Source organism: Streptomyces sp. NBC_01384, from assembly GCF_045040035.1.
GTDB lineage: Bacteria > Actinomycetota > Actinomycetes > Streptomycetales > Streptomycetaceae > Streptomyces.
On sequence record NZ_CP109559.1, the window covers coordinates 9,796,534 to 9,817,078 of the forward strand.

13 protein-coding genes and 2 pseudogenes are annotated in these 20,545 nt (G+C 69.8%); 12 read left to right on the top strand and 3 right to left on the bottom strand.

What is annotated here, in order from left to right:
• Positions 1–46: 46 nt before the first annotated feature.
• The 6 genes from OG747_RS45005 to OG747_RS45030 all read left to right on the top strand — a co-directional run bounded on the left by OG747_RS45005 (position 47) and on the right by OG747_RS45030 (position 8,935).
• Positions 47–1,360 (top strand): ABC transporter substrate-binding protein, encoded by a 1,314-nt coding sequence (locus tag OG747_RS45005; protein WP_405885146.1) that lies wholly within the window; start codon positions 47–49, stop codon positions 1,358–1,360.
• Between the two features lie 26 nt (positions 1,361–1,386).
• A complete protein-coding gene (locus OG747_RS45010; protein WP_405885147.1) occupies positions 1,387–2,325 on the top strand; it encodes a carbohydrate ABC transporter permease in 939 nt (312 codons plus the stop codon).
• Positions 2,322–3,248, top strand: a complete 927-nt coding sequence (locus OG747_RS45015; RefSeq protein WP_405885148.1) for a carbohydrate ABC transporter permease — start codon at positions 2,322–2,324, stop codon at positions 3,246–3,248. Before OG747_RS45010 ends, OG747_RS45015 begins: the two co-directional genes overlap by 4 nt.
• 36 nt (positions 3,249–3,284) lie before the next feature.
• A complete protein-coding gene (locus OG747_RS45020; protein WP_405885149.1) occupies positions 3,285–5,099 on the top strand; it encodes an alpha-galactosidase D in 1,815 nt (604 codons plus the stop codon).
• A 156-nt stretch (positions 5,100–5,255) separates the two neighbouring features.
• The gene (locus OG747_RS45025) at positions 5,256–7,688 is read left to right on the top strand and encodes a glycosyl hydrolase family 95 catalytic domain-containing protein (RefSeq protein ID WP_405885150.1); all 2,433 of its coding nucleotides are present in this window, start codon (positions 5,256–5,258) and stop codon (positions 7,686–7,688) included.
• On the top strand, positions 7,685–8,935 hold the full coding sequence (locus OG747_RS45030) for an SGNH/GDSL hydrolase family protein (RefSeq protein ID WP_405885151.1): 1,251 nt from the start codon (positions 7,685–7,687) through the stop codon (positions 8,933–8,935). Before OG747_RS45025 ends, OG747_RS45030 begins: the two co-directional genes overlap by 4 nt.
• Positions 8,936–8,957: 22 nt before the next feature.
• On the opposite strand, the gene OG747_RS45035 is transcribed toward OG747_RS45030, so the two are convergent.
• A complete protein-coding gene (locus OG747_RS45035; RefSeq protein WP_405885152.1) occupies positions 8,958–10,757 on the bottom strand; it encodes a coagulation factor 5/8 type domain-containing protein in 1,800 nt (599 codons plus the stop codon).
• A gap of 267 nt (positions 10,758–11,024) precedes the next feature.
• Between OG747_RS45035 and OG747_RS45040 the strand changes: the two are divergent.
• The 4 genes and pseudogenes from OG747_RS45040 to OG747_RS45055 form a co-directional block, all read left to right on the top strand.
• Positions 11,025–11,356 (top strand): annotated as a pseudogene (locus OG747_RS45040) (substrate-binding domain-containing protein); the annotation flags it as partial.
• A gap of 111 nt (positions 11,357–11,467) precedes the next feature.
• On the top strand, positions 11,468–12,340 hold the full coding sequence (locus OG747_RS45045) for a universal stress protein (RefSeq protein WP_405885153.1): 873 nt from the start codon (positions 11,468–11,470) through the stop codon (positions 12,338–12,340).
• Between the two features lie 238 nt (positions 12,341–12,578).
• Complete coding sequence (locus OG747_RS45050) at positions 12,579–13,586, top strand: LacI family DNA-binding transcriptional regulator (protein WP_405885154.1); 1,008 nt, start codon at positions 12,579–12,581, stop codon at positions 13,584–13,586.
• Between the two features lie 131 nt (positions 13,587–13,717).
• Positions 13,718–15,601 carry a discoidin domain-containing protein gene (locus OG747_RS45055; RefSeq protein ID WP_405885155.1) on the top strand — a complete coding sequence of 628 codons (1,884 nt, stop codon included), beginning with the start codon at positions 13,718–13,720 and terminating at the stop codon, positions 15,599–15,601.
• Between the two features lie 116 nt (positions 15,602–15,717).
• Here the strand turns inward: OG747_RS45055 and OG747_RS45060 are convergent, their stop codons facing one another.
• Positions 15,718–16,071 (bottom strand): hypothetical protein, encoded by a 354-nt coding sequence (locus tag OG747_RS45060; protein ID WP_405885156.1) that lies wholly within the window; start codon positions 16,069–16,071, stop codon positions 15,718–15,720.
• A gap of 107 nt (positions 16,072–16,178) precedes the next feature.
• Here OG747_RS45060 and OG747_RS45065 point away from each other — a divergent pair, with 107 nt between their 5' ends.
• Both OG747_RS45065 and OG747_RS45070 read left to right on the top strand, forming a co-directional pair.
• Entirely contained in the window at positions 16,179–16,847 is a 669-nt protein-coding gene (locus OG747_RS45065) for an NUDIX domain-containing protein (protein WP_405885157.1), read from the top strand.
• Positions 16,848–16,916: 69 nt separating this feature from the next.
• The gene (locus OG747_RS45070; RefSeq protein WP_405885158.1) at positions 16,917–17,903 is read left to right on the top strand and encodes an aldo/keto reductase; all 987 of its coding nucleotides are present in this window, start codon (positions 16,917–16,919) and stop codon (positions 17,901–17,903) included.
• 27 nt (positions 17,904–17,930) lie between these two features.
• On the opposite strand, the pseudogene OG747_RS45075 reads toward OG747_RS45070, so the two are convergent.
• A pseudogene (locus OG747_RS45075) lies at positions 17,931–20,512 on the bottom strand (SpoIIE family protein phosphatase).
• Positions 20,513–20,545: the final 33 nt, after the last annotated feature.

Consider the following 20,545-nt stretch of genomic DNA (forward strand, 5'->3'; position numbering starts at 1 on the left):
CCTGCACTGCCGATCAGACACGTACTGACATGCATGAGGAGCAACAATGACGCAGCAGAGCCGCAATCCCCTGGCTGCGCGTGACCCGGGCCGCCGCAGAGTCGTCGGCGGACTGCTCGGACTCGGCGCCGCCGCACTGGCCGCGCCTGTTCTGACCGCTTGCGGCGGGGGAGCGGGGGCCGACCCGAAGACGGTCACCTTCGGATCCAACGGCGCCGACGCCACCCCCAAGAAGGCCTACACCTCCGTCACCGAGGCGTTCGCCAAGGACAGCGGTCTGACGGTGAAGACGAACACCGTCGACCACGACACCTTCCAGAAGAGCATCTCCACCTATCTGCAGGGCACCCCGGACGACGTCTTCACCTGGTTCGCCGGCTACCGCATGCAGTACTTCGCCAAGAAGAAGCTGTGCAGCCCGCTCGACGATGTGTGGGACTCGATAGGCGCCGGCTTCAGCGACGCCACCAAGCAGCTCTCCCGCGGCGAGGACGGCAAGTACTACTTCGTCCCGCTGTACAACTACCCGTGGGCCGTCTTCTACCGCAAGAGCCTCTTCACGGAGCGCGGCTACCAAGTCCCGCAGAAGTGGGGCGAGTTCATCGCGCTCACGAAGCAGATGAAGAAGGACGGGCTCTCGCCGATCGCCTCCGGCTACGGCGGCGGCGACAGCTGGAGCATCCTCGGCGCCTTCGACTACCTCAATCTGCGGACCAACGGCTACGACTTCCACATGTCCTTGATGCGCGGCAAGGTCCCCTGGACCGACAAGCGTGCCCTCGCCACCCTCGACCACTGGCGCGAACTCGCCCCCTACTACCAGCAGGGCGCCGCCGGCCGCTCCTGGCAGGACGCCGCCCAGTCCCTTGTCGACAAGAAGTCCGGGATGGCCGTCATCGGCCTCTTCCTCGGACAGCAGATCACCGACGAGAAGATACGCGCCGACATCGACTTCTTCCCTTTCCCCGAGATCGACGCCGCCCACGGCCAGGACGCCGTCGAGGCCCCCACCGACGGCTTCATGCTCAGCCGGCGGCCCAAGAACGAGGCGGGCGCCAAGAAGTTCCTGGAGTTCCTCGGCGGCGCCCACGCCGAGGAGCTGTACATGGGCGTCGACCCGAGCAACCTCGCCGTCAACCAGCAGGCGAAGACCGGCTCGTACAACGCGCTGCAGAAGAAGTCCGCCGCGCTCATCGCCTCCGCCAAGCACATCAGCCAGTTCGCGGACCGCGACAGCGACCCCGGCTTCATCTCCACCGTCGTACTCCCCGGCCTGACGCAGTGGCTAGGCCACCCCGACGACGGCTCGGGAACGCTGCAGAAGATCGAGTCCCAGCGTTCGCGCTTCTTCACGGCCTGACCAGGACCGGAAAGGTCTCACGCACCGTGTCCTCCGCGCGCACCACGCCCCCCACCTCGCGGGGCGCCCGCCCACGCCGCCTCGGCACCGGCGACCGGATCTTCCTCACCGTCATCATCGGCATCCCGCTGGCGGCCCTGCTCTTCTTCGTCTGGCTGCCCGCACTGGCCTCCCTGGGGCTGTCCTTCACCACCTGGGACGGCATCGACCTGGCCGACATCCACTGGATCGGCCTGGACAACTACAAGGAGATCTTCACCAACTACCCGCCGTTCTGGCCCGCGGTGCGGCACAACGTGATCTGGCTGCTGTTCACGGCCCTGCTGCCGACCCCGTTCGGCATTTTCCTCGCCTACCAGCTCGACCGGAAGATCCGCTTCACGAGGATCTACCAGACGGCCATCTTCCTGCCGATGGTGCTCTCCCTCGCCGTCGTCGGCTTCATCTGGGAGATCATCTACAACCCCGACACCGGGCTCCTCAACGGCATCCTGAGCGCCGCCGGCTCCAGCCACCACATCGACTGGCTCGGCAACCCCGACCTCAACCTGTGGGCCGTCCTGGTCGCCTCCAGCTGGCGGCACACGGGATACATCATGATCCTCTACCTGGCCGGCCTGAAGGGCTTCGACCCGGCGCTCAAGGAGGCCGCCGCGCTCGACGGCGCCAACGGACGCCAGACCTTCCTGCGGGTGGTCTTCCCGGCCCTGAAACCGGTCAACGTCATCATCCTGGTCATCACGGTCATGGAGTCCCTGCGGTCCTTCGACGTCGTCTACGTCCTCGGCGGCGGGGTCGGAAGCAAACCGGGCATGGAGCTCCTGTCCCTCCTCATCACCGACAACATCATCGGCGAGTCCAGTCACATCGGTTACGGGTCCGCCCTCGCGGTCGTCCTGCTCGTGGTCTCCCTGGCCGCCATCGGGACCTTCCTCGTCCAGAACTTCCGCAAGGAGGACCAGTGACCACGACCGTGCCGCGCCCGGCCTCCCGACCGCGGACCCGGCGCGAGCCGCAGACGCCGAAGACCTCTTCGGGGCCACGGCGCCAGACCGGCCGTCATCTGATGCTGAGCGGCATCGCCCTGCTGTGGCTCGTTCCGCTGCTGTGGGCCATGTACACCTCGCTGCGGCCCTACTCGGACACCGCGAAGCACGGCTATCTCTCCTGGCCCCACAGCATCAGCCTCGGCAACTTCAGCGACGCCTGGAACCAGTCCGGGATGCCGCACTTCTTCTGGAACTCCGTCCTCATCACGGTGCCGGCCGTACTGTGCACCCTGCTGTTCTCGGCGGCGGTCGCCTTCTTCGTCTCCCGCTTCGACTTCCGCTGGAACATCGTCCTGCTGATGCTGTTCACCGCGGGCAACCTGCTCCCGGCGCAGGTCCTCATCACACCCCTGTACCGCCTCTACCTCCTCATCCCGCTGCCCGGGTGGATGAGCGACTCGCTCCTCCTCTACAACTCGGCCTGGGGCATCATCGCCATCCACATCGCCTACCAGTCCGGCTTCTGCACCTTCGTCCTCAGCAACTACATGAAGACGATCCCGAAGGAGATCTCCGAGGCGGCGCTCGTGGACGGAGCCCCCGTCTGGCGCCAGTTCTTCCAGATCATCCTGCCGCTGTGCCGCCCCGCCTTCGCAGCCCTCGCCACCCTCGAATCGATCTGGATCTACAACGACTTCTTCTGGCCGCTCGCACTCATCGAGTCCGGCGACAAGCGCCCGATCACCTCCGCCCTGGCCAACCTCCAAGGCGCGTACTTCACCAATCCCAACCTCATCGCGGCCGGTGCCTTGATGACCGCGATCCCCACCCTCCTGGTGTACTTCGCGCTCCAGCGCCAGTTCATCAGCGGACTCACCATCGGCTCGGGCAAGGGCTGAGCCGCCCCAACCCTGAACCCACTGGAGGCACGACCCATGCGGTCATCCTCGTACCCCGTCCTGCCCATACGCACCCTGAGAGCCGTGGTGGTGTTCGCCCTCACGGCAGGCCTCGCGACGACCGTCCCGGCGGCACAGGCCAAGACCCCCGTGCCGCGCGAGACCACCGCCACCCCCCTCGCCGCCAAGCCGTACATGGGCTGGTCGAGTTGGAGCATGCAGTCGTCGAAGTACCCGGGCCTCAACCCGGACGGCGACTACAGCTATCTCACCGAGGCGAACGTCCTGAAGCAGACGGACGCCCTCGCCGCCAAGCTGAAGAACTACGGCTACGACCATGTCAACATCGACGCCGGCTGGTGGATGGACAAGACCTGGAAGACGGGCTTCGACAAGTACGGTCGCGAGACGCCTGATCCGGTCCGTTTCCCCCACGGCATGAAGTCGGTCGCCGACCACATCCACTCCAAGGGTCTCAAGGCCGGCATCTACCTGCCCGTCGGCCTGGAGAAGGGGGCGTACGGCGAGGGCAAGACGCCGATCTGGAACGCCCCCGGCTGCACCACCGCCGACGTCGTCTACTCGGACCTGCGCACCACCAACGGCTGGGACAACGCGTACAAGCTGAACTTCGACAACCCCTGCGCGCAGAAGTACATCGACTCGCAGGCGCAGCAGTTCGCCGACTGGGGCTACGACTTCCTCAAGCTGGACGGTGTGGGCCCGGGCTCCTCCAAGTCCGGTGACAACTACGACAACGTCCCCGACGCCGCCGCCTGGCAGAAGGCCATCTCCGCCACCGGGCGCCCGATCCACCTCGAACTCTCCTGGTCGCTCGACATCGGCCACGCCGCCGACTGGAAGAAGTACTCCAACGGCTGGCGCATCGACACCGACGTCGAGTGCTACTGCAACACCCTCGTCACCTGGGAGAACTCGGTCAACGACCGGTGGGACGACGCCCCCGCGTGGAGCCGCAAGGCGGGCCCGGGCGGCTGGAACGACCTGGACAGCCTCGACGTCGGCAACGCCGAGATGGACGGCCTCACCAAGGCCGAGCGGCAGAGCTACATGACCCTGTGGGCCATCAACAAGTCGCCGCTGTTCACCGGTGACGACCTCACCAAGCTGGACAGCTACGGCGTCTCCCTGCTGACCAACAAGGAAGTCATCGCCGTCGACCAGAACGACTCGCCCGTCGCGCGTCCCCTCACCCCGGTCGGCAACCAGCAGGTCTGGGGCACCAAGAACGCCGACGGCAGTTACACCGTCGCCCTGTTCAACCTCGCCGACTCGCCGGCCTCCGTCACCGCCCACTGGGCCTCCCTCGGACTCACCGGGAACGCCTCCGTGCGCGACCTGTGGAACAAGGCGAACCTCGGAACACACAAGGACAAGATCACCGAGGCGCTGCCCGCGCACGGCTCGCGGCTGTTCACCGTCAAGCCCGGCGGCAGCACGCTGACCACCACGAGCTACGAGGCCGAGGCCGCCGCCAACACCCTGTCGGGCAACGCTTCCATCGCCGGCTGCGACGCCTGTTCCGGCGGCAAGAAGGTCGGCAACCTCTACACCGGCGGCAAGCTGCGGTTCAACGACGTCACGGTGCAGAAGGACGGCATCTACACCGTCAAGGTCGCCTACGTCAGCGGCGACCCCCGCTCGGTGACCGTGTTCTCCAACAGCGGCAACGGCACCAGCGAGAAGTTCCCCTCCACGGGCGACTGGAACACAGCCGAGACGGTCAGCGTCCAGCTGGCGCTGAAGGCCGGTTCCAACACGATCACCTTCGACAGCGGCAGCGGATACGCGCCCGACATCGACAAGATCGTGGTTCCGCAGTCGGTCTGAGTTCGAAGTCGGTTCGATTTCCGTGGTCGGTCCGCGTTCCGCAGACCGCCCGACCTGCTTCCCGCGGGGCCCGGTGACACGACCCGGGCCCCGCGGGAACCTGCCCCACGCCGACGGTGTCCGCAGCCGTCGTTCCCGCACGAGCCGCTCCCGGATATGGAGTGCACAACCGTGGACATCCAGCACACCGCATCACACGACAACACCCCCAGCCGCCGAGGCTTCCTCGCCCTCGCCGCCGCAGCCGGCGCGGTCACCGCACTGGGCGGTCTGCCCGCCTTCACCGCCTCGGCGGCCCCCCTGCGCCCCACCGCATCGCCCATGCTGTCCGCGGCCGACGCCGCGAAGAACCAGCTGTGGTGGGGGGCTCCCGGTTCCGCCAAGTCGATGATCGAGCAGGGGCTGCCGCTCGGGAACGGGCGCCTCGGCGTGCTCGCGAGCAACGACCCCGCCGGCGAACTCCTGATGATCACCGACGCCACCCTGTGGACCGGCGGTCTCAACGACAAGCTGCAGAGTGACGGTCAGTTCCCGTACGGCCGCGACGACTTCGGCTCCCTGACGATGCTGGCCGAGCTCACCGTCGCCCTCCCCGACCACGACCTGGGCAACGTCAACAACTACCGTCGCTCCCTCGACCTGGCCCAGGGCCTGATCAGCACCTCGTACGACATCTCCGGCGTCACCTACCGGCGGCAGATCTTCGCCAGCCGCCCCGACGACGCCATCGTCCTGTACTTCTCCCAGCAGGGCGGCGGCTCCTACACCGGTACCGTCTCCCTCGCGGGCACCCACGGCGAGTCCACCACCGCCAACAGCGCGGGCCGTTACGCGTCGTTCGGCGCCTCTTTGGCCAACGGCCTGAAGTACGGCGCCGCCGTCACCGCGTACAGCGGCACGGGCAGGGTCCGCGTCGACGGTACGTCGATCGCGTTCAGCGGCTGCAAGGACCTCACCGTCGTCGTCAGCGGTGGTACCAACTACGTGCCCGACGCGGCGACGAAGTTCCGCGACCCGTCCCTGGCCCCGGAGCGCCTCGCCAGGACCAAGGTCCTGAACGCGGCCGGCCACTCGGCGAGCACCCTGCTGCACACGCATGTCGCCGACTTCCTGGCCGTGTTCGGACAGCTGGACATCAACCTCGGCACGTCCTCCGCCGCGCAGCGCGAACTGGACACCTTGGAGCGGCTGCGGGCGCGCCACCGGGACGACATCCCCGACCCGGAACTCGAGGCCGCCTACCTGCAGTTCGGCCGCTACCTCATGATCTCCGGATCCCGGGGCAGCCTGCCGATGGGCCTCCAGGGCCCCTGGCTGGACGGCAACGACCCGGACTGGATGGCCGACTACCACACCGACATCAACCTCCAGATGAACTACTGGATGGCCGACCGGGCGGGCCTGTCCGACTGCTTCGACGCCTTCACCGACTACTGCCTCGTACAACTGCCCGACTGGACGGAGGTCACCCAGCGGCTGTTCAACGACCCCACCAACAGGTACCGCAACTCCAGCGGAAAGATCGCCGGCTGGACCGTGGCGATCTCCACCAACCCCTATGGCGGGGGCGGCTGGTGGTGGCACCCGGCCGGCAACGCCTGGATCTGCCAGAGCCTGTTCGAGCACTACGAGTACACGCAGGACCGCGCCTACCTCAAGAAGATCTACCCCCTCCTCAAGGGCGCCGTGCAGTTCTGGGAGGCCCGCCTCATCACCACGACCGTCACCGACGCGTCCGGGACCGAGCGCGAGGTCCTGATCGCCGACAGCGACTGGTCGCCCGAACAGGGCCCGCTCGACGCCAAGGGCATCACGTACGCCCAGGAACTGGTGTGGAACCTCTTCGGCAACTACCACACCGCGACCGAGGTGCTCGCCCAGGACGCCGCCTACCGCAAGACCATCGACGGTCTGCGGGCGCGCCTCTACCTGCCCGTGGTCAGCCCCAAGACCGGCTGGCTGGAGGAGTGGATGTCGCCCGACAACCTCGGCGAGACCACCCACCGGCACCTCTCCCCGCTCATCGGCCTGTTCCCCGGTGACCGGATCCGTCCGGACGGCTCCACCCCGAAGGACATCCTCGACGGCGCGACCGCCCTGCTCACCGCGCGCGGCATGAACAGCTTCGGCTGGGCCAACGCCTGGCGCAGCCTGTGCTGGGCGCGGCTGAAGAACGCGGAGAAGGCCTACCAGCTGGTCGTCAACAACCTGAAGCCGTCGGTCAACGGCAGCAACGGCAGCGCGATGAACCTCTTCGACATCTACGAGGTGGAGACGGGCCGCGGCATCTTCCAGATCGAGGCGAACTTCGGCACCCCCGCGGCGATCGTCGAGATGCTGGTCTACTCACGGCCCGGACACATCGAGCTGCTGCCCGCCCTGCCCGCCGCCTGGGCGGCATCCGGCTCGGTGTCCGGCGTGGGCGTCCGCGGCGGCTTCGTCGCCGACCTCAGCTGGAAGAACGGCAAGGTGACCCGGGCCACGCTGAAGAGCGTCGGCGGCCGCGAGACGACCGTCGTCGTGGGCAGCGCCTCGCGCAAGGTCAGCCTCAAGCCCGGTGAGTCCGTCACCCTGAGGGGCCTCGGATGAGCGGCGCCCGGTTCCGCCGCCGCGCCGTGGGCGTCGTATCGGCGCTGCTCCTCGCGGTCTGCGGACCCCTGACCGCCTCGGCGGCGGCGCAGCCGGGGGCCTCGGCGGGCATGCCGGTGACGCCCGCCGCCGCGTCGCAGGCGAAGCACTCCGTGGTCACCTGGGGCGCCAGCGCCGACCGGCAGGGCGCGGGACCCGCCGACCGCAGCTACCGGCTGATCGTGCGCACCAGCGTCGGCGGCACGAACATGCGGATCCGGCTGTCCAACGCCTTCGGTGAGCACCCGGTGACCTTCGCGAGCGCGTACGCCGGACTGCGGAAGCAGGGTGCGGAACTGGTCCACGGCTCCAACCGGCAGCTGTCCTTCGGCGGGGCCGCGTCCGTCACCGTCCCGGCCGGCGAGACCGTGCTCAGCGATCCGCTGCCCGGAAAACTGGCCGCCCAGAGCAACCTGGTCATCAGCCTGTACGTGACCGGTGCCCAGGGACCGACGACCGGTCACGGCATGGCCATGCAGACCAACTACGCGACCGCGGGCAACCACGCAGCCGAAGAGGGCGCGGCCAACTGGACCGATCCGATGGGCTCCTGGTACTGGCTGGACGCCGTCGACGTGGAGATGTCCGCTGCGGTCGGCTCGGTGGTGACGCTAGGCGACTCCATCACCGACGGCTGGGCCTCGACGACGGACGAGAACCGCCGCTGGCCCGACTATCTGTCCCGGCGGCTCCAGGCCGCGTCCGGGCTCACCGTGAAGGGAGTGGCGAACGAGGGGATCTCGGGAAACAAGGTGCTCGCGGACGGCGCCGGGCAGGCCGCCCTGAACAGACTCCAGCGTGACGTCCTCTCCCAGCCCGGGGTCCGCACGGTCTTCCTCTTCGAAGGCATCAACGACATCAAGGCCCATTCCGGCGTCACGGTGGACGACATGATCGCCGGCTATCGGCAGATCATCGACCGGGCCCACGCGGCGGGCAAGTGTGTCGTCGGAGCGACCGTGATGCCGTTCAAGGGCTGGTCCGAGTACGACGCCGCTGCCGAGGCCGTACGCCAGGGCGTCAACGACTGGATCAGGAACAGCGGCGCGCTCGACGCCGTGACGGACTTCGACAGGATCACGCGCAATCCGTACGAGCCGCAGCTGATCCTTCCGTTCTTCGACGGCGGCGATCACCTGCACCCCAACGACAAGGGGATGCAGGCGATGGCCGACGCGGTGGACCTCGGGAGCCTGACGTCCTGCTGACGTCAGGCTCCGCGCGGGGCGGTCAGGGGTACGAGACCACGGTGGACGGCACCGTCGAGGTGCCCGACGTGGGTGCGCCGGTCTCGTTGACGACGTGCTCGTACTGACCCTGGCCGCCCAGCGAGATGACCAGCAGGTCGTGGAACTTCACGCCGGGTGTGTTCGGCGCGGCGAATCCGTTGTGCTGGACGATCGTCGGATCGACGTTGTAGTAGCAGTAGCTGCCCAGGCCCCATCCCTCGTGCGTGGTCACGGAGTCGGCGACCTTGTAGGCCGCGTACCCCTTGACGCTGCCGTTCTGGATGGCGGCCTGGTTCGGCGCGTCGTACGCCTTCTCGTTCTGGAAGAAGATGGTGCGCCCGCGCTGGCCGTACCACTGGACGTCGTACTTGTTGAAGTGCTCGACGAACAGACCGGTGGCCAGGACGTCGTCGCCGTTGACGCGGATGCCGTAGTCGGCCCGGTTGGTCTCCCAGCCGACGCCGGTGCCATGGTCGGCGCGCCAGACCCAGGTGTGGTCGATGATCGTGTTGCGGCTGTTGATCACCATGCTGGTGGTGGCCTTGCCGGCGCCCGCGCCGCCGATGCGGACGAAGACGTCCTGGACGGTGGTCGGGTTGGCGGAGTGGTTCGCGGAAGCCCCCGTGGGGCCCACCTCCAGCAGCGTCGACGAGTTCACCGGTCCGGCGTCGATGAGGAATCCCGCGAGCCGCACCCCGTCGACGTCGGCTGTCTTCAGCGCGGTGACGCCGTTGTCCGGGGTCAGGGTGGCGTAACCGAGCCCGAGGACCACGGTGCCCGCGCGGTTGACCTGGATCGGCTGGTCGAGGTGGTAGATCCCCGGAGTCAGCAGTAGATGGAGTCCCTGCGTGAGCGCGGCGTTCAGGGTGGCGGCGGTGACGCCGGGCTTGGCCACGTAGAACTGGGTGAGCGGCAGCGATGTGCCGCGCGGGGTGCCGCTGCCCCAGGTGGTGCCGCGCGCGTTGGTGCGCTGCTCCGGCAGGAAGACGCGGTACTCGCTGCCGTTGAGGTACAGGAACGGCTTCTCCCTCGACACCGGCGTGGTGTCGAGCGTGGTGTACGGCGGGCTCGGGAAGGACTGCGCGGGTGCGCCCTGGACACCGGAGAAGACCATGTTCCAGACGGCGTTGGCCCAGCCGCCCACCGAACTGTCGCGGGTGTACCACTGCTGCTGCGAGTACGGTCCGACCGACCCGTCGATGCGGCTGTCGGCGATGTAGCCGCCGCTGGCCCAGCCGTAGCCGGTGGGGGCGAGGTTGAGACCGCCCTTGACGTGCATCCGCCGGAACGGCGCGGCCTGGGCGACCGCCCACCGGTTGGTGCCGCTGACCGGGGTGAGGGCGAGATTCTCCGCCGAACGCCAGAAGTTCTGGGTGGCGTTGCCGTTGAACCAGCCCGCGTCGACGGTCACATCGCCGTTGATCGTCGTGTCGTCGGGGGACAGGCCGAGGCCCGCGATCGAGGTGTAGAAGCCGAGTTGGGCGTTGAGTCCGTTGTAGGTGCCCGGCTTGAACAGCAGCGCGTAGCGGCCCGTGCCGAACTGGGCCGACTCCTGCTGTCGGAACACCTCGTCCAGTTTGGCCTGGATGCCGGAGGTCGAGGGGTCGAACACGATGACGTTCGGGCCGAGATCGCCGCCGCCCGGCAGGGCTTGCGGCTGCCTGACGGGCGCGGCGGACGCCGGCGAGGACAGACCGAGCAGCGTGGGCGCGGCCGCGGTGGCGGCCATCGCTCCGAGGACGGACCGTCTGGCCGGCAGGGACCGGCCGGAGTCCGGGGAATCCATGGGGATGTGGGGCATGGGGGGCGACTCTCCTTGTTCAGAAAGTGAACGGTGGGAGGTGCGGGGAGCGCTCTCTTGCCGATGCATGCTTCATCCGTGTGAACGCAGCGTCAAGACTTGTCACACGAGTGCCTCGGATTGTTGCTCGATAAGACCTCAACAAGCATATGTTTTGCGGTAGTTCAGTGATGTCTGGGCACTGCCGAGTGCGTCGGGCGGCGGGTGATTGTCTTCAAGAGGTGCGCACACGACGGCGGGCGCATCCCTGGTTCCGTTCCTCGGCGCACCCGGCGGAGCGGGGTCATTGCCGCGATGTCCGGACTGCCGGCCGAACACCCCGACGTCGACGGGGTGTTCGCGGCCGACGACCTGATGGCGCAGGGCGCGTGCCAAGTGCTGCGGGAGCGGGGCAGACGGGTGCCCGACGACGTCGCGGTCATCGGCTTCGACGACTCCGGCGCGGCGACGGCCTGCCGTCCACCGCCGGCCACCGTGCGGCAGCCCGTCGAGGATGGCCTCGGTGATGGCCCGGCTCCTCGACGAGCACCTCCGGGGCGCGCACCGAGCCCACCTCGGTGATCTTCGATCCGGAACTCGTGGTGCGCCAGTCGGCGTAGGCGGAGCCCCGGGCCCCGCGCGACTCGGCGGTGACGGTGACGGACACTGGACCGGTCAGCAGGGTTGAGGGACCGGCAGGGCGGGCGAGCCGGCGACGGAGAGGCAGGCGCATGACCGACCGGATCACCGTGGGCGTGGACGGATCCCCCGAGAGCCGGGCCGCGCTGGCCTGGGCGGGCAGAGAAGCCGTCCGCCGCGGGCTGCCGCTGCGCGTGGTGTACGCCTGGCAGTGGTCCCACCACGAACTGTTCGGCGGCGGAGACCGGAACGAACAGGCCCGTTGGGCAAGGGACATGGTCGAGGAAGCGGGCCGCACCGTCGCCGACCGGCACACGGACCTGCCGGTGACGGCCGAGGTCCTGGACGGCGGCGCCGTCGACTCCCTGCTGGCCGAGGCCGCGGCGGCTGGGACGCTGGTCCTCGGATCCCGCGGTCACGGTACGGTGGTCGGCTTCCTGCTCGGTTCCGTCGGCCAGCAGGTGATCGCCGAGGCCCCGTGCCCGGTCGTCCTGGTGCGGGCCGACGACCGCGCGGCGTCCGAAGTGGGCGGCCGGGAGATCGTCGTGGGCCAGCAGGGCGGTCCGGACGACAGCGCGGCCGGCCTGCGGTTCGCGTTCGAGACCGCGGCGGCACGGGGCGCCGCGGTGCGCGCCGTACGGGCGTGGAGCCTGCCGCCGGTGTTCGCCTACAGCCCCGGCTCGCTGAAGCTGCTGGACGAGGCCGGGGGGCTGGAGCCGTACGAGAAGAAGGCGCTCGCCGAGGCGCTCCAGCCGTGGCGGGAGCGCTTCCCCGACGTGCCCGTCACACAGCACGTCGAGATGGGCAGCGCCGGGCAGGTACTGCTGTCGCTGGCGGAGCGGGCCCAGCTGATGGTCGTCGGTCGCCGCGCCCAGCACTCGGCGGTGGGGCCGCGGATCGGTTCGGTGGCCCATGCGGTGATGCACCACGCGCCCTGCCCGGTGGCGGTGGTTCCGCACTCCTGAGGTGGGGGTACGGGCTGACCCCGCGCCGGCACGGGAGGCGCCTTCGGGTGCGTTCACGTTCCGAAGGAAAGGCAGGCGTTGAGGTTCGGCCCAGGCAATCTCGGCGTGAAGTATTGACGGCACCATGCCAGTCCGGTTGACTCCCCGCCCAGCGCCGGAACCGGTTCCGGTACCGCTCCCGGTACCGGTTCCGCCGACGGCGCGTGAAGCCGCGATCCCCGTGTGCCGGGAGGCAGTTGTGGCCGTGACCATCGCCGATGTGGCCCAGGCGGCCGGCGTGAGCAAGACGACCGTGTCGCGGGTGCTGAACACCCGTGGCGAGGTCGAGGCATCGACCGCTGCCCGTGTCCGCGAGGTCATCGACCGCATGGGCTATGTACCCAGTTCGGGTGCCGTCGGGCTGGCCCGGGGCAGCAGCCGGACGGTGGGCATGCTGGTGCCCTCGCTGACCTGGCCGTGGATGGGCGAGGTGCTGCAGGGCGTCGTCGACACGGTGGAAGCCGCCGGCTTCGGGCTGCTGCTGTTCACCTGCAACCGGGGCGCCGAATCCGTGGCTCGTTTCACCAGCCAGGTGTCGGCGCGCGCGTTCGACGGGCTGCTCGTGGTGGAGCCCGAGAACACCCTCGAGATGCTGACGGCGCTGCACCGCGACGGCCTGCCCGTTGTCCTCGTCGACGACCGGGGACACCACCCGGAGTTCCCGTCCGTCACGGCCGCCAACACCGAGGGCGGAGCGGCGGCTGCCCGCCACCTGCTGGCAGGGGGCCGGCGCAGACCGCTGGTACTCACCGGGCCCGCGCGGTTCGGCTGTGTACGCGACCGGCTCGCGGGGTTCAGAGCCGCCTGTGCCGAACACGGCGTGGGGCTCGAACTGGTCGTCGAGGGCGACTTCACCGAGGCCGACGGGCGCGAGACGGTGCGCCGACTGCTCGCCGAGGGCTGGGAGTTCGACGCGGTCTTCGCGCACAACGACCTCGCGGCGGTGGGCGCTCTGGGCGCCCTGCGGGACGCCGGGATCCGTGTGCCCGACGACATCGCGGTGATCGGCTTCGACGACATCCCGGTGGCCCGGCACACCGAGCCCTCGCTGAGTACCGTCCGCCAACCCATGCGGGAGATGGGGGAGACGGCCGCCCGCATCCTGCTGGCCCGCCTCGCGGGCCAGGAGTCGCCGACCGCCCCCGTCGTCCTGCCCACGCACGTGATCGCGCGCCGGTCGACCCCGGCGCTCCAGAGCCTGTCCTAGGGCCCGTTCTTGGATCAAGGCCGCTTCAGGAAGCGGCGCTCGATCGGCGCCGGAGCACCTCGGCGTCACCACGTGACCACCCCGCACATCAGCACGGAACCGGCACCCCCAACCTCCCTCAGGAGAGCCGTATGCCATCCCGCATCCACCGCACGCTGATGATCGCCCTCGCCACCCTGTCGCTGCTCTGGCCGGCACCGGCCTTCGCCGTCCCGGCGCCCGAGCGTGTCGCGGCGGCCGCCGGCGCCACCTGGGACACCGACCGGGCCGCGGCCGCCTACACCGCGAACCCCGGCGCCGTGACCGCCTCGGGCAGCGAGAACACCGGCACCACGCCGGGCCTCGCCTTCGACGGCGACGCCTCGACACGCTGGTCGAGTCAGTTCGCGGACGACGCCTGGATCCGTATCGACCTGGGTGCCACCCTGCGCATCGACCAGGTCGTCCTGGACTGGGAGGCCGCCTACGGCAAGCGATACGTCCTGGAGGCATCCAGGAACGGCACCGACTGGACGCCGTTCTACACCGAGACCGCCGGCTCAGGAGGGTCGGTCACCGCCCATACCTACCCGCAGGAGGTCACCGGCCGCTACGTACGGATGCGTGGTATCGAACGGGCCACTCCGTACGGCTACTCGTTGTACGCCTTCAAGGTCTACGGCGGCGAACCGGCCCCGGCCTCGACCACCCGCACCAACCTCGCGCTGAACCACCCGGCCTACTCCAACCTCTACCAGCACGCGGGCAATTCACCCGCCTTCGCCACCGACGGAGGCTGGCCGGCCGACCTCAAGGCCGACTCGACCCGCTGGTCCAGCGACTGGAACGCCGACCGCTGGATCTCCGTCGACCTGGGCGCGACCTCGACCATCGACACCGTCGACCTGTACTGGGAGGCGGCCTACGCGGTCGACTACCAACTCCAGGTCTCCGACGACAACAGAACCTGGCGCACCGTCTACCAGCCGTCCGCCGCCGAGGTCGCCGCCCGCCGCGCCGACGTGAAATCCCCCGCGGACGCGGTGGGCCGCCACGACTCCGTCACCCTGCCGCAGCCCACGACCGGCCGTTATGTGCGGATGCTCGGCAAGGAACGCCGGTCCTTCTACAACCCGGCGCCCGCGACGGCCCAGTTCGGCTACTCTCTCTACGAGTTCCAGGTCTGGGGCACGGGAGGCAGCGCCGCCGCCGCGTATCCCGCACTGCCCGCGGAGCAGCCGGGCACCTATCAGACGACGTTCTTCGACGACTTCACGGGCGCGAGTCTCGACCGCTCCAAGTGGCGCGTCGTCAGAACCGGGCAGGAGATGGGCCCGGTCAACGGCGAGTCCCAGGCGTACGTCGACTCCACCGACAACATCACCACCCAGAACGGTAACCTCCTCCTGAAGGCCAAGTACTGCAAGGGCTGCACCCAGGCCGGGGGCGGGACCTACGACTTCACCTCCGGGCGGATCGACACCAACACCAAGTTCGACTTCACCTACGGGCGGGTCAGCGCCCGGATGAAGCTGCCGGTCGGGGACGGCTTCTGGCCCGCCTTCTGGTTGCTGGGCAGCAACGTCGACGACCCGTCGGTCTCGTGGCCGGCGTCCGGCGAGACGGACATCATGGAGAACATCGGCTACGGGGACTGGACCAGCACGGCCCTGCACGGCCCCGGCTACTCGGCCGACGGCAACATCGGTGCCCGCCAGACCTACCCCGCGGGGGGCCGCGCCGACCAGTGGCACACGTACGCCGTGGAGTGGACACCGACAGCCATGCGCTTCTATGTCGACGACGCCCTGGTCCAGGAGACGACGCGCAACAAGCTGGAATCGACCCGTGGCCAATGGGTCTTCGACCACAACCAGTACGTCATTCTCAACCTCGCCCTGGGCGGCGCCTACCCCGCGGGATGGAACAAGGTCACCGCTCCGTACTGGGGGCTGCCACAGTCCAGTGTCGACCAGGTCGCGGCCGGGGGAGTGCAGGCCGAGGTCGACTGGGTGCGCGTCGAGCAGAAGAGGTGACCGGGCCTGGTCCGTCGTGACCGGCGCCCAGGCGTTCCTCAGCGAGGAACGCCTGGGCCCGGAAGTCCCCGTGCCGTCCTGACTCCCGAGATCGGGAGCGACCTGACGGAGTCCCCTCAGGTGTTGTCGGCCCTGGACATGCGCAGGGCGAGGTTCTGGAGGAGATCGGCCGTCTTGATGTCGGTGCGTCCGGAGTCGTGGATGTCGGCGAGTTCGGAGAACAGGAAAGCGAAGGCGCCCACGAGCGAGATGGTGGCGGGCAGGTAGGCGTCCGCGACGGCCTGTCCGGCCTCCGCGGGACCGGCGTCGCCCGGCACCTCGACCCTGGGGAACACCTCCGTCACGAGCGCGCCCAGCTGGGTCTCGGTCGACTCGACCTCGGCGTCCTCGTCCTGGGCGATCCTGCGCACCATCGCGTTGGTCTCGGTGAGCACGCCGATGGCGCGCAGGATGATCTCCGTCTGTTCCATGCCGTGAGCCTAGACGGGTGAAGCGCCGCTGTGGCCTCGATGTTCGGGCAGGGATGGTAGACAGTGGCCATGAACGACTTCTCCCGCGCCCGCGCGGCCGGCGCACGATGACCGCAGGAATCGACACCCCCGACCGCCGGGGCCGCACCGGACTCGACCGCGTCGGCCGCGATCTGACCGGCAACCCCCGGGTCAAGGTCCGCGACGTGACCCTCCTGTCCAGCCACTGGTACGTGGAGCGCACCACCACCTTCGACTTCCAGCACGCCGACGGCACCTGGAGCACCCAGGAGCGCGAGACGCACGACCGCGGCAACGGAGCCACCCTCCTGCTGTACGACGCCGAGCGCGAAACCGTGCTCCTGACCAGGCAGTTCCGCTACCCCGTGTACACCAACGGCCATCCGTCCGGCATGCTGGTCGAGACACCGGGCGGGCTGCTCGACGAGGCGGACGAGCACCCCGAAGTCGCTGTACGGCGTGAGGTCATCGAGGAGACCGGGCACACCGTCGGCGAGGTCCAGCACGTCTTCGACGTCTACATGAGCCCCGGTTCGGTCACCGAGCGGGTGAGCTTCTACGCCGCCTCCTACGGCCCCTCCACCCGGACCCACGAGGGCGGCGGCCTGGACGAGGAGGGTGAGGACATCGAGACCGTCGAACTGCCCTTCCGCAGGGCCCTGGCCATGATCCGCTCCGGGGAGATCGCTGACGCCAAGACGATCATGCTGTTGCAGTGGGCGGCTCTGGAAGGACCGTTCAAGGCCTTGCGTTGAAGTGCTCTTCAAGTTCCAGACTCCTGTTCAGGCCCCCCGGACGGTCGGGCCCGAACAGGAGGGACCACCATGAAGTACCGGACCATCGGCACCGATCCGAAGGCCCGCCGTGAGGTGAGCGTGCTCGCTCTCGGCGCGATGCTGTTCGGCTCGGTGACGGACGAGAAGACCTCCTTCGCCGTACTGGACCGCTATGTCGAGGCGGGCGGGAACTTCGTCGACACGTCCGACAACTACGCCTTCTGGACCGACGGCAGCCAGGGCGGGCAGAGCGAGGAACTGCTCGGCCGGTGGCGGCGCAGCCGGGGAATCGGCGACGAGATCGTCTTCGCGACCAAGCTCGGCGCCCGCCCGCTGGCCCCCGGCACCGGCTACACCGACAACCCGGAAGGACTGTCGGCGAAGGTCATACGTGAGGCGGCCGAGCGCAGCCGGGAACGCCTCGGCCTGGACCGGATCGACCTGCTGTACGCCCACATCGAGGACCGCACCGTCGACCCACGGGAAACCATGGAGGGGTTCGGGGAACTCGTGGCGGAGGGGACCGTCGGACTGCTCGGGGCGAGCAACCACGCCATCTGGCGGGTGGAGCGGGCCCGCGCCCTCGCCGCGGCGGCCGGACTGCCCGGCTACGAGGTCCTGCAGTACCAGCACAGTCTGCTGCGGCCCCGCACCGACATACCCGACGCGCTCTTCCCGGACGGCAGCCTCGGCGGCACGACCGCGGAACTCCTCAGTTATCTCCGTGCCGAGCCCGCCCTGACCCTGGTCGCGTACTCGCCGCTGCTGCGCGGCGCCTACGTACGGGAGGACAAGCCGCTGTCCGCGGACTACGACCACCCGGGCACCCCGCCCCGGCTCGCCGCGCTGCGGGCGGTGGCGCGGGAGACGGGAGCGAGCCCGAACCAGGTGGTGCTCGCCTGGCAACTGGGCGGCGCGCTGCCGGTGATCCCCTTGGTCGGCATGTCGTCCGTGGCGCAGTTGGAGGAGAACCTGGCGGCCGTGGACCTGGAGCTGACGCCGGAGCAGCGGGAACGCCTGGACGCGGCCCACTGAGGGGGTTCGCGGGCGAGGGCCGTCGCGTCAGTGGCGGCCCTCGCGCGTGGACCGGCGGGTGGTGAGCAGGAGCGCGATGTCGTCGGGGCGCTCGGTGGCCTGCCGGGCCTCCTCGGTCAGCAGGTCGGCCGCGCGGGACAGGGAGGAGGCGCCGGGCCGGGCGTGCGGGGTGCCCGCGCGGGCCAGTGTCGCGCGGAGTCTCTCGATCCCGTCGTCGATGTCGGCCCCGGGGCACTCGACCAGGCCGTCCGTGTAGAGGGCCAGCACGGCGTCGGGTTCCAGCAGCAGGTCCGCCACCGGGTAGTGGGCCTGCGGGTCCACGCCGAGCACCACCCCGCCGGGCAGGTTCAGGACCTCGGCGCGGCCGTCGGGGTGGCGCAATAGGGGCTGCGGATGCCCGGCGCGCGCGGCCCGGGCGACGCCGGTCACCGGGTCCAGCCTGATGTAGCAGCAACTCGCGAACTGACCCGGGTCAAGGTCGATGAGCAGCCGGTTGGTGTGGCTCATCACCTCGTCGGGAGTGTGATCGCCGAGTGCGAACGCCCTGACCGCGCTGCGCAGTTGGCCCATGGTGGCCGCGGCCTGGACCCCGTGGCCCTGGACGTCGCCGATGACCAGGGCCAGTCCGTCGCCGGCCTCCACGACGTCGTACCAGTCGCCGCCCACGTCCAAGCCCTTGGTGCCGGACAGATAGCGCCCGGCGGTCTCCACCTGCGGGTGCGCCGACAGCCGGTGCGGGAGCAGCGCCTCCTGCAGGCCACGGGCGAGGGCGGCCTCGGAGTCGTAGCGCCGCGCCCGCTCCAGGGCCTGCGCGATGAGTCCGGCGAGCGCCGTCAGTACGGAGCGTTCCTCGGTGGTGAAGCTGTGCGGACGGTCGAAGCCGAGGATGCAGGAACCGACCGGGCGTCCCGAGGCGATCAGCGGCAGGAAGGCCCGGGCTCCGTGCTTGGAGTCGAGCGCGAGGCCGGGATAGGCGGCCGACAGTTGGGGCATCGACTCGAAGAACAGGGGGCGGCCGCTGGTGAGCGTCTCGACGCCGGGCAGCTTGGCGTCCAGTCCGACCCCGTCGAAGGGGGCGAGGAATCCCTGCGGGAAGCCGGTCTCCCAGGCCAGGTACAGGCGCCGGTCCTGCAACAGATAGATCGCGAGCCGCCGTCCGCCGAACGCGGGCAGCAGCTCCCGCATCACCACCTCGGACACCTGCCGGGCCGTCACGGCCTCGGTCAGCGCGATGGCGAGGACTATGGGCCGGTACAGCGCGATCGTGGTGACCCCGGCCGCGGGCTCGGCGAGGCCGGACGGCCCGGCCTGCGCCGACCGCGCGGCGACCGGCGCGGCCTCCGCGAACTCCGCCGTCTTTGGGGCCTCCGCCAGCTCCGGGGCCTCCGTGGTGTCCGCGACCCGCCCCATCGGGATCAGCTTGCACGTCAGACTGTTGGGGCCGGGGTAGACGGACAGCGTCAGCCAGGTGTCGCCCTCGCCCGGCGCCGGTACCCGGCGGTTCCCGCGCGGGCGCGCGACCTGGAAGTGCACCGGCTCCGGCGACAGCAGCGCCCCCCGCAGATGATCCTCGTAGGACGGCTGGTCCAGCCAGGGCACGGCCTGCCACAGCGAACGCCCCAGCAGCTGCGTCCGCGGCCGGCCGAGGAGCTCGGCGGCGCGTGGATTCACGTAGGTGATCAGCCCGAGCCGGTCCAGCGCGAACACGCCCTCCGGGAGCAGGTCCGCCGCACTGTCCGCGGCCGGTGCCGGGCCCGGATCGACGACCGCGCCGTTGACCGTGTACGGCGGGACCAGCGCGTTGCCCGAGGTCCACAACTCCAGCAGCCGTACACCACCGTGCACCGTGTGCACGGGCAGCGGATGGGCCGGCGGTCGCCCGGCCGCGGTCTCGTGCAGCGCGGCCAGCAGTACGTGCGGGTCGTCGAGGGCCAGCGCGTGGGTGAGCGCCTGCGGCGTCCAGGGGAAGGCGGGGGGCCGGTGCCGAGCAGGGCGCACAGCGCGTCGTCCCCGGTGACCCCGCCCCCGGCCGGGTCCCAGGTGAACCGCCCCAGACACCGCGGCGCCGGGCCGCCGGCGGGCGGCCGCACACACAACGGCTCCCCGTCCCAGACGACATCGGCACCGTCCTTCTCCAGCGCCGACAGCGCGGCCCCCAGATTCTCCGCCACCGCAGTCATCCGGTCACGGTCCGGCAGCACCTCGGTGGCGTCCGAGGCGGCAGGGCGCAGAACGGTCAGGACCCCGAAGGACGTCGAGGCTCCCACGACGGGGACGTACAACGAACCGAACTGGAACGGCAGCCCGGCCGCGAGCTGCGGATATCGGCGCATCGTCTCCGTGGCGTCGGCGAGCAGCACCTCCATGCCCAGTCGGTGCGAGTCGGCGGCCGGGAACGGCCGGTCCAGGGGCAGGCGCCGCCAGAAACGGAACAGATGACCGGGCAACCCCGCGAGGACGGCCAGCCGGAGCACTCCGGGCGCGCTCGAACGCAGATACACGCCGCCCGCGAAGCCGCGGGCGGCCCGGATCGCGTCCGCCACGGCCCCGCTGAGCAGGGCGGCCAGGCTGTCCAGCGCCTGGTCCTCACACTCGGCGCTCCCAGTCATCGGTCTGCCCTCGTCCGCCCGCCGTCAGGGGGT

Coding starts and splice junctions, on each gene's coding strand:
- OG747_RS45065 (WP_405885157.1), top strand. CDS start 16,179: ATGACCGCAGGAATCGACACCCCCGACCGCCGGGGCCGCACCGGACTC.
- OG747_RS45030 (WP_405885151.1), top strand. CDS start 7,685: ATGAGCGGCGCCCGGTTCCGCCGCCGCGCCGTGGGCGTCGTATCGGCG.
- OG747_RS45025 (WP_405885150.1), top strand. CDS start 5,256: ATGGAGTGCACAACCGTGGACATCCAGCACACCGCATCACACGACAAC.
- OG747_RS45060 (WP_405885156.1), bottom strand. CDS start 16,071: ATGGAACAGACGGAGATCATCCTGCGCGCCATCGGCGTGCTCACCGAG.
- OG747_RS45005 (WP_405885146.1), top strand. CDS start 47: ATGACGCAGCAGAGCCGCAATCCCCTGGCTGCGCGTGACCCGGGCCGC.
- OG747_RS45020 (WP_405885149.1), top strand. CDS start 3,285: ATGCGGTCATCCTCGTACCCCGTCCTGCCCATACGCACCCTGAGAGCC.
- OG747_RS45045 (WP_405885153.1), top strand. CDS start 11,468: ATGACCGACCGGATCACCGTGGGCGTGGACGGATCCCCCGAGAGCCGG.
- OG747_RS45055 (WP_405885155.1), top strand. CDS start 13,718: ATGCCATCCCGCATCCACCGCACGCTGATGATCGCCCTCGCCACCCTG.
- OG747_RS45035 (WP_405885152.1), bottom strand. CDS start 10,757: ATGCCCCACATCCCCATGGATTCCCCGGACTCCGGCCGGTCCCTGCCG.
- OG747_RS45070 (WP_405885158.1), top strand. CDS start 16,917: ATGAAGTACCGGACCATCGGCACCGATCCGAAGGCCCGCCGTGAGGTG.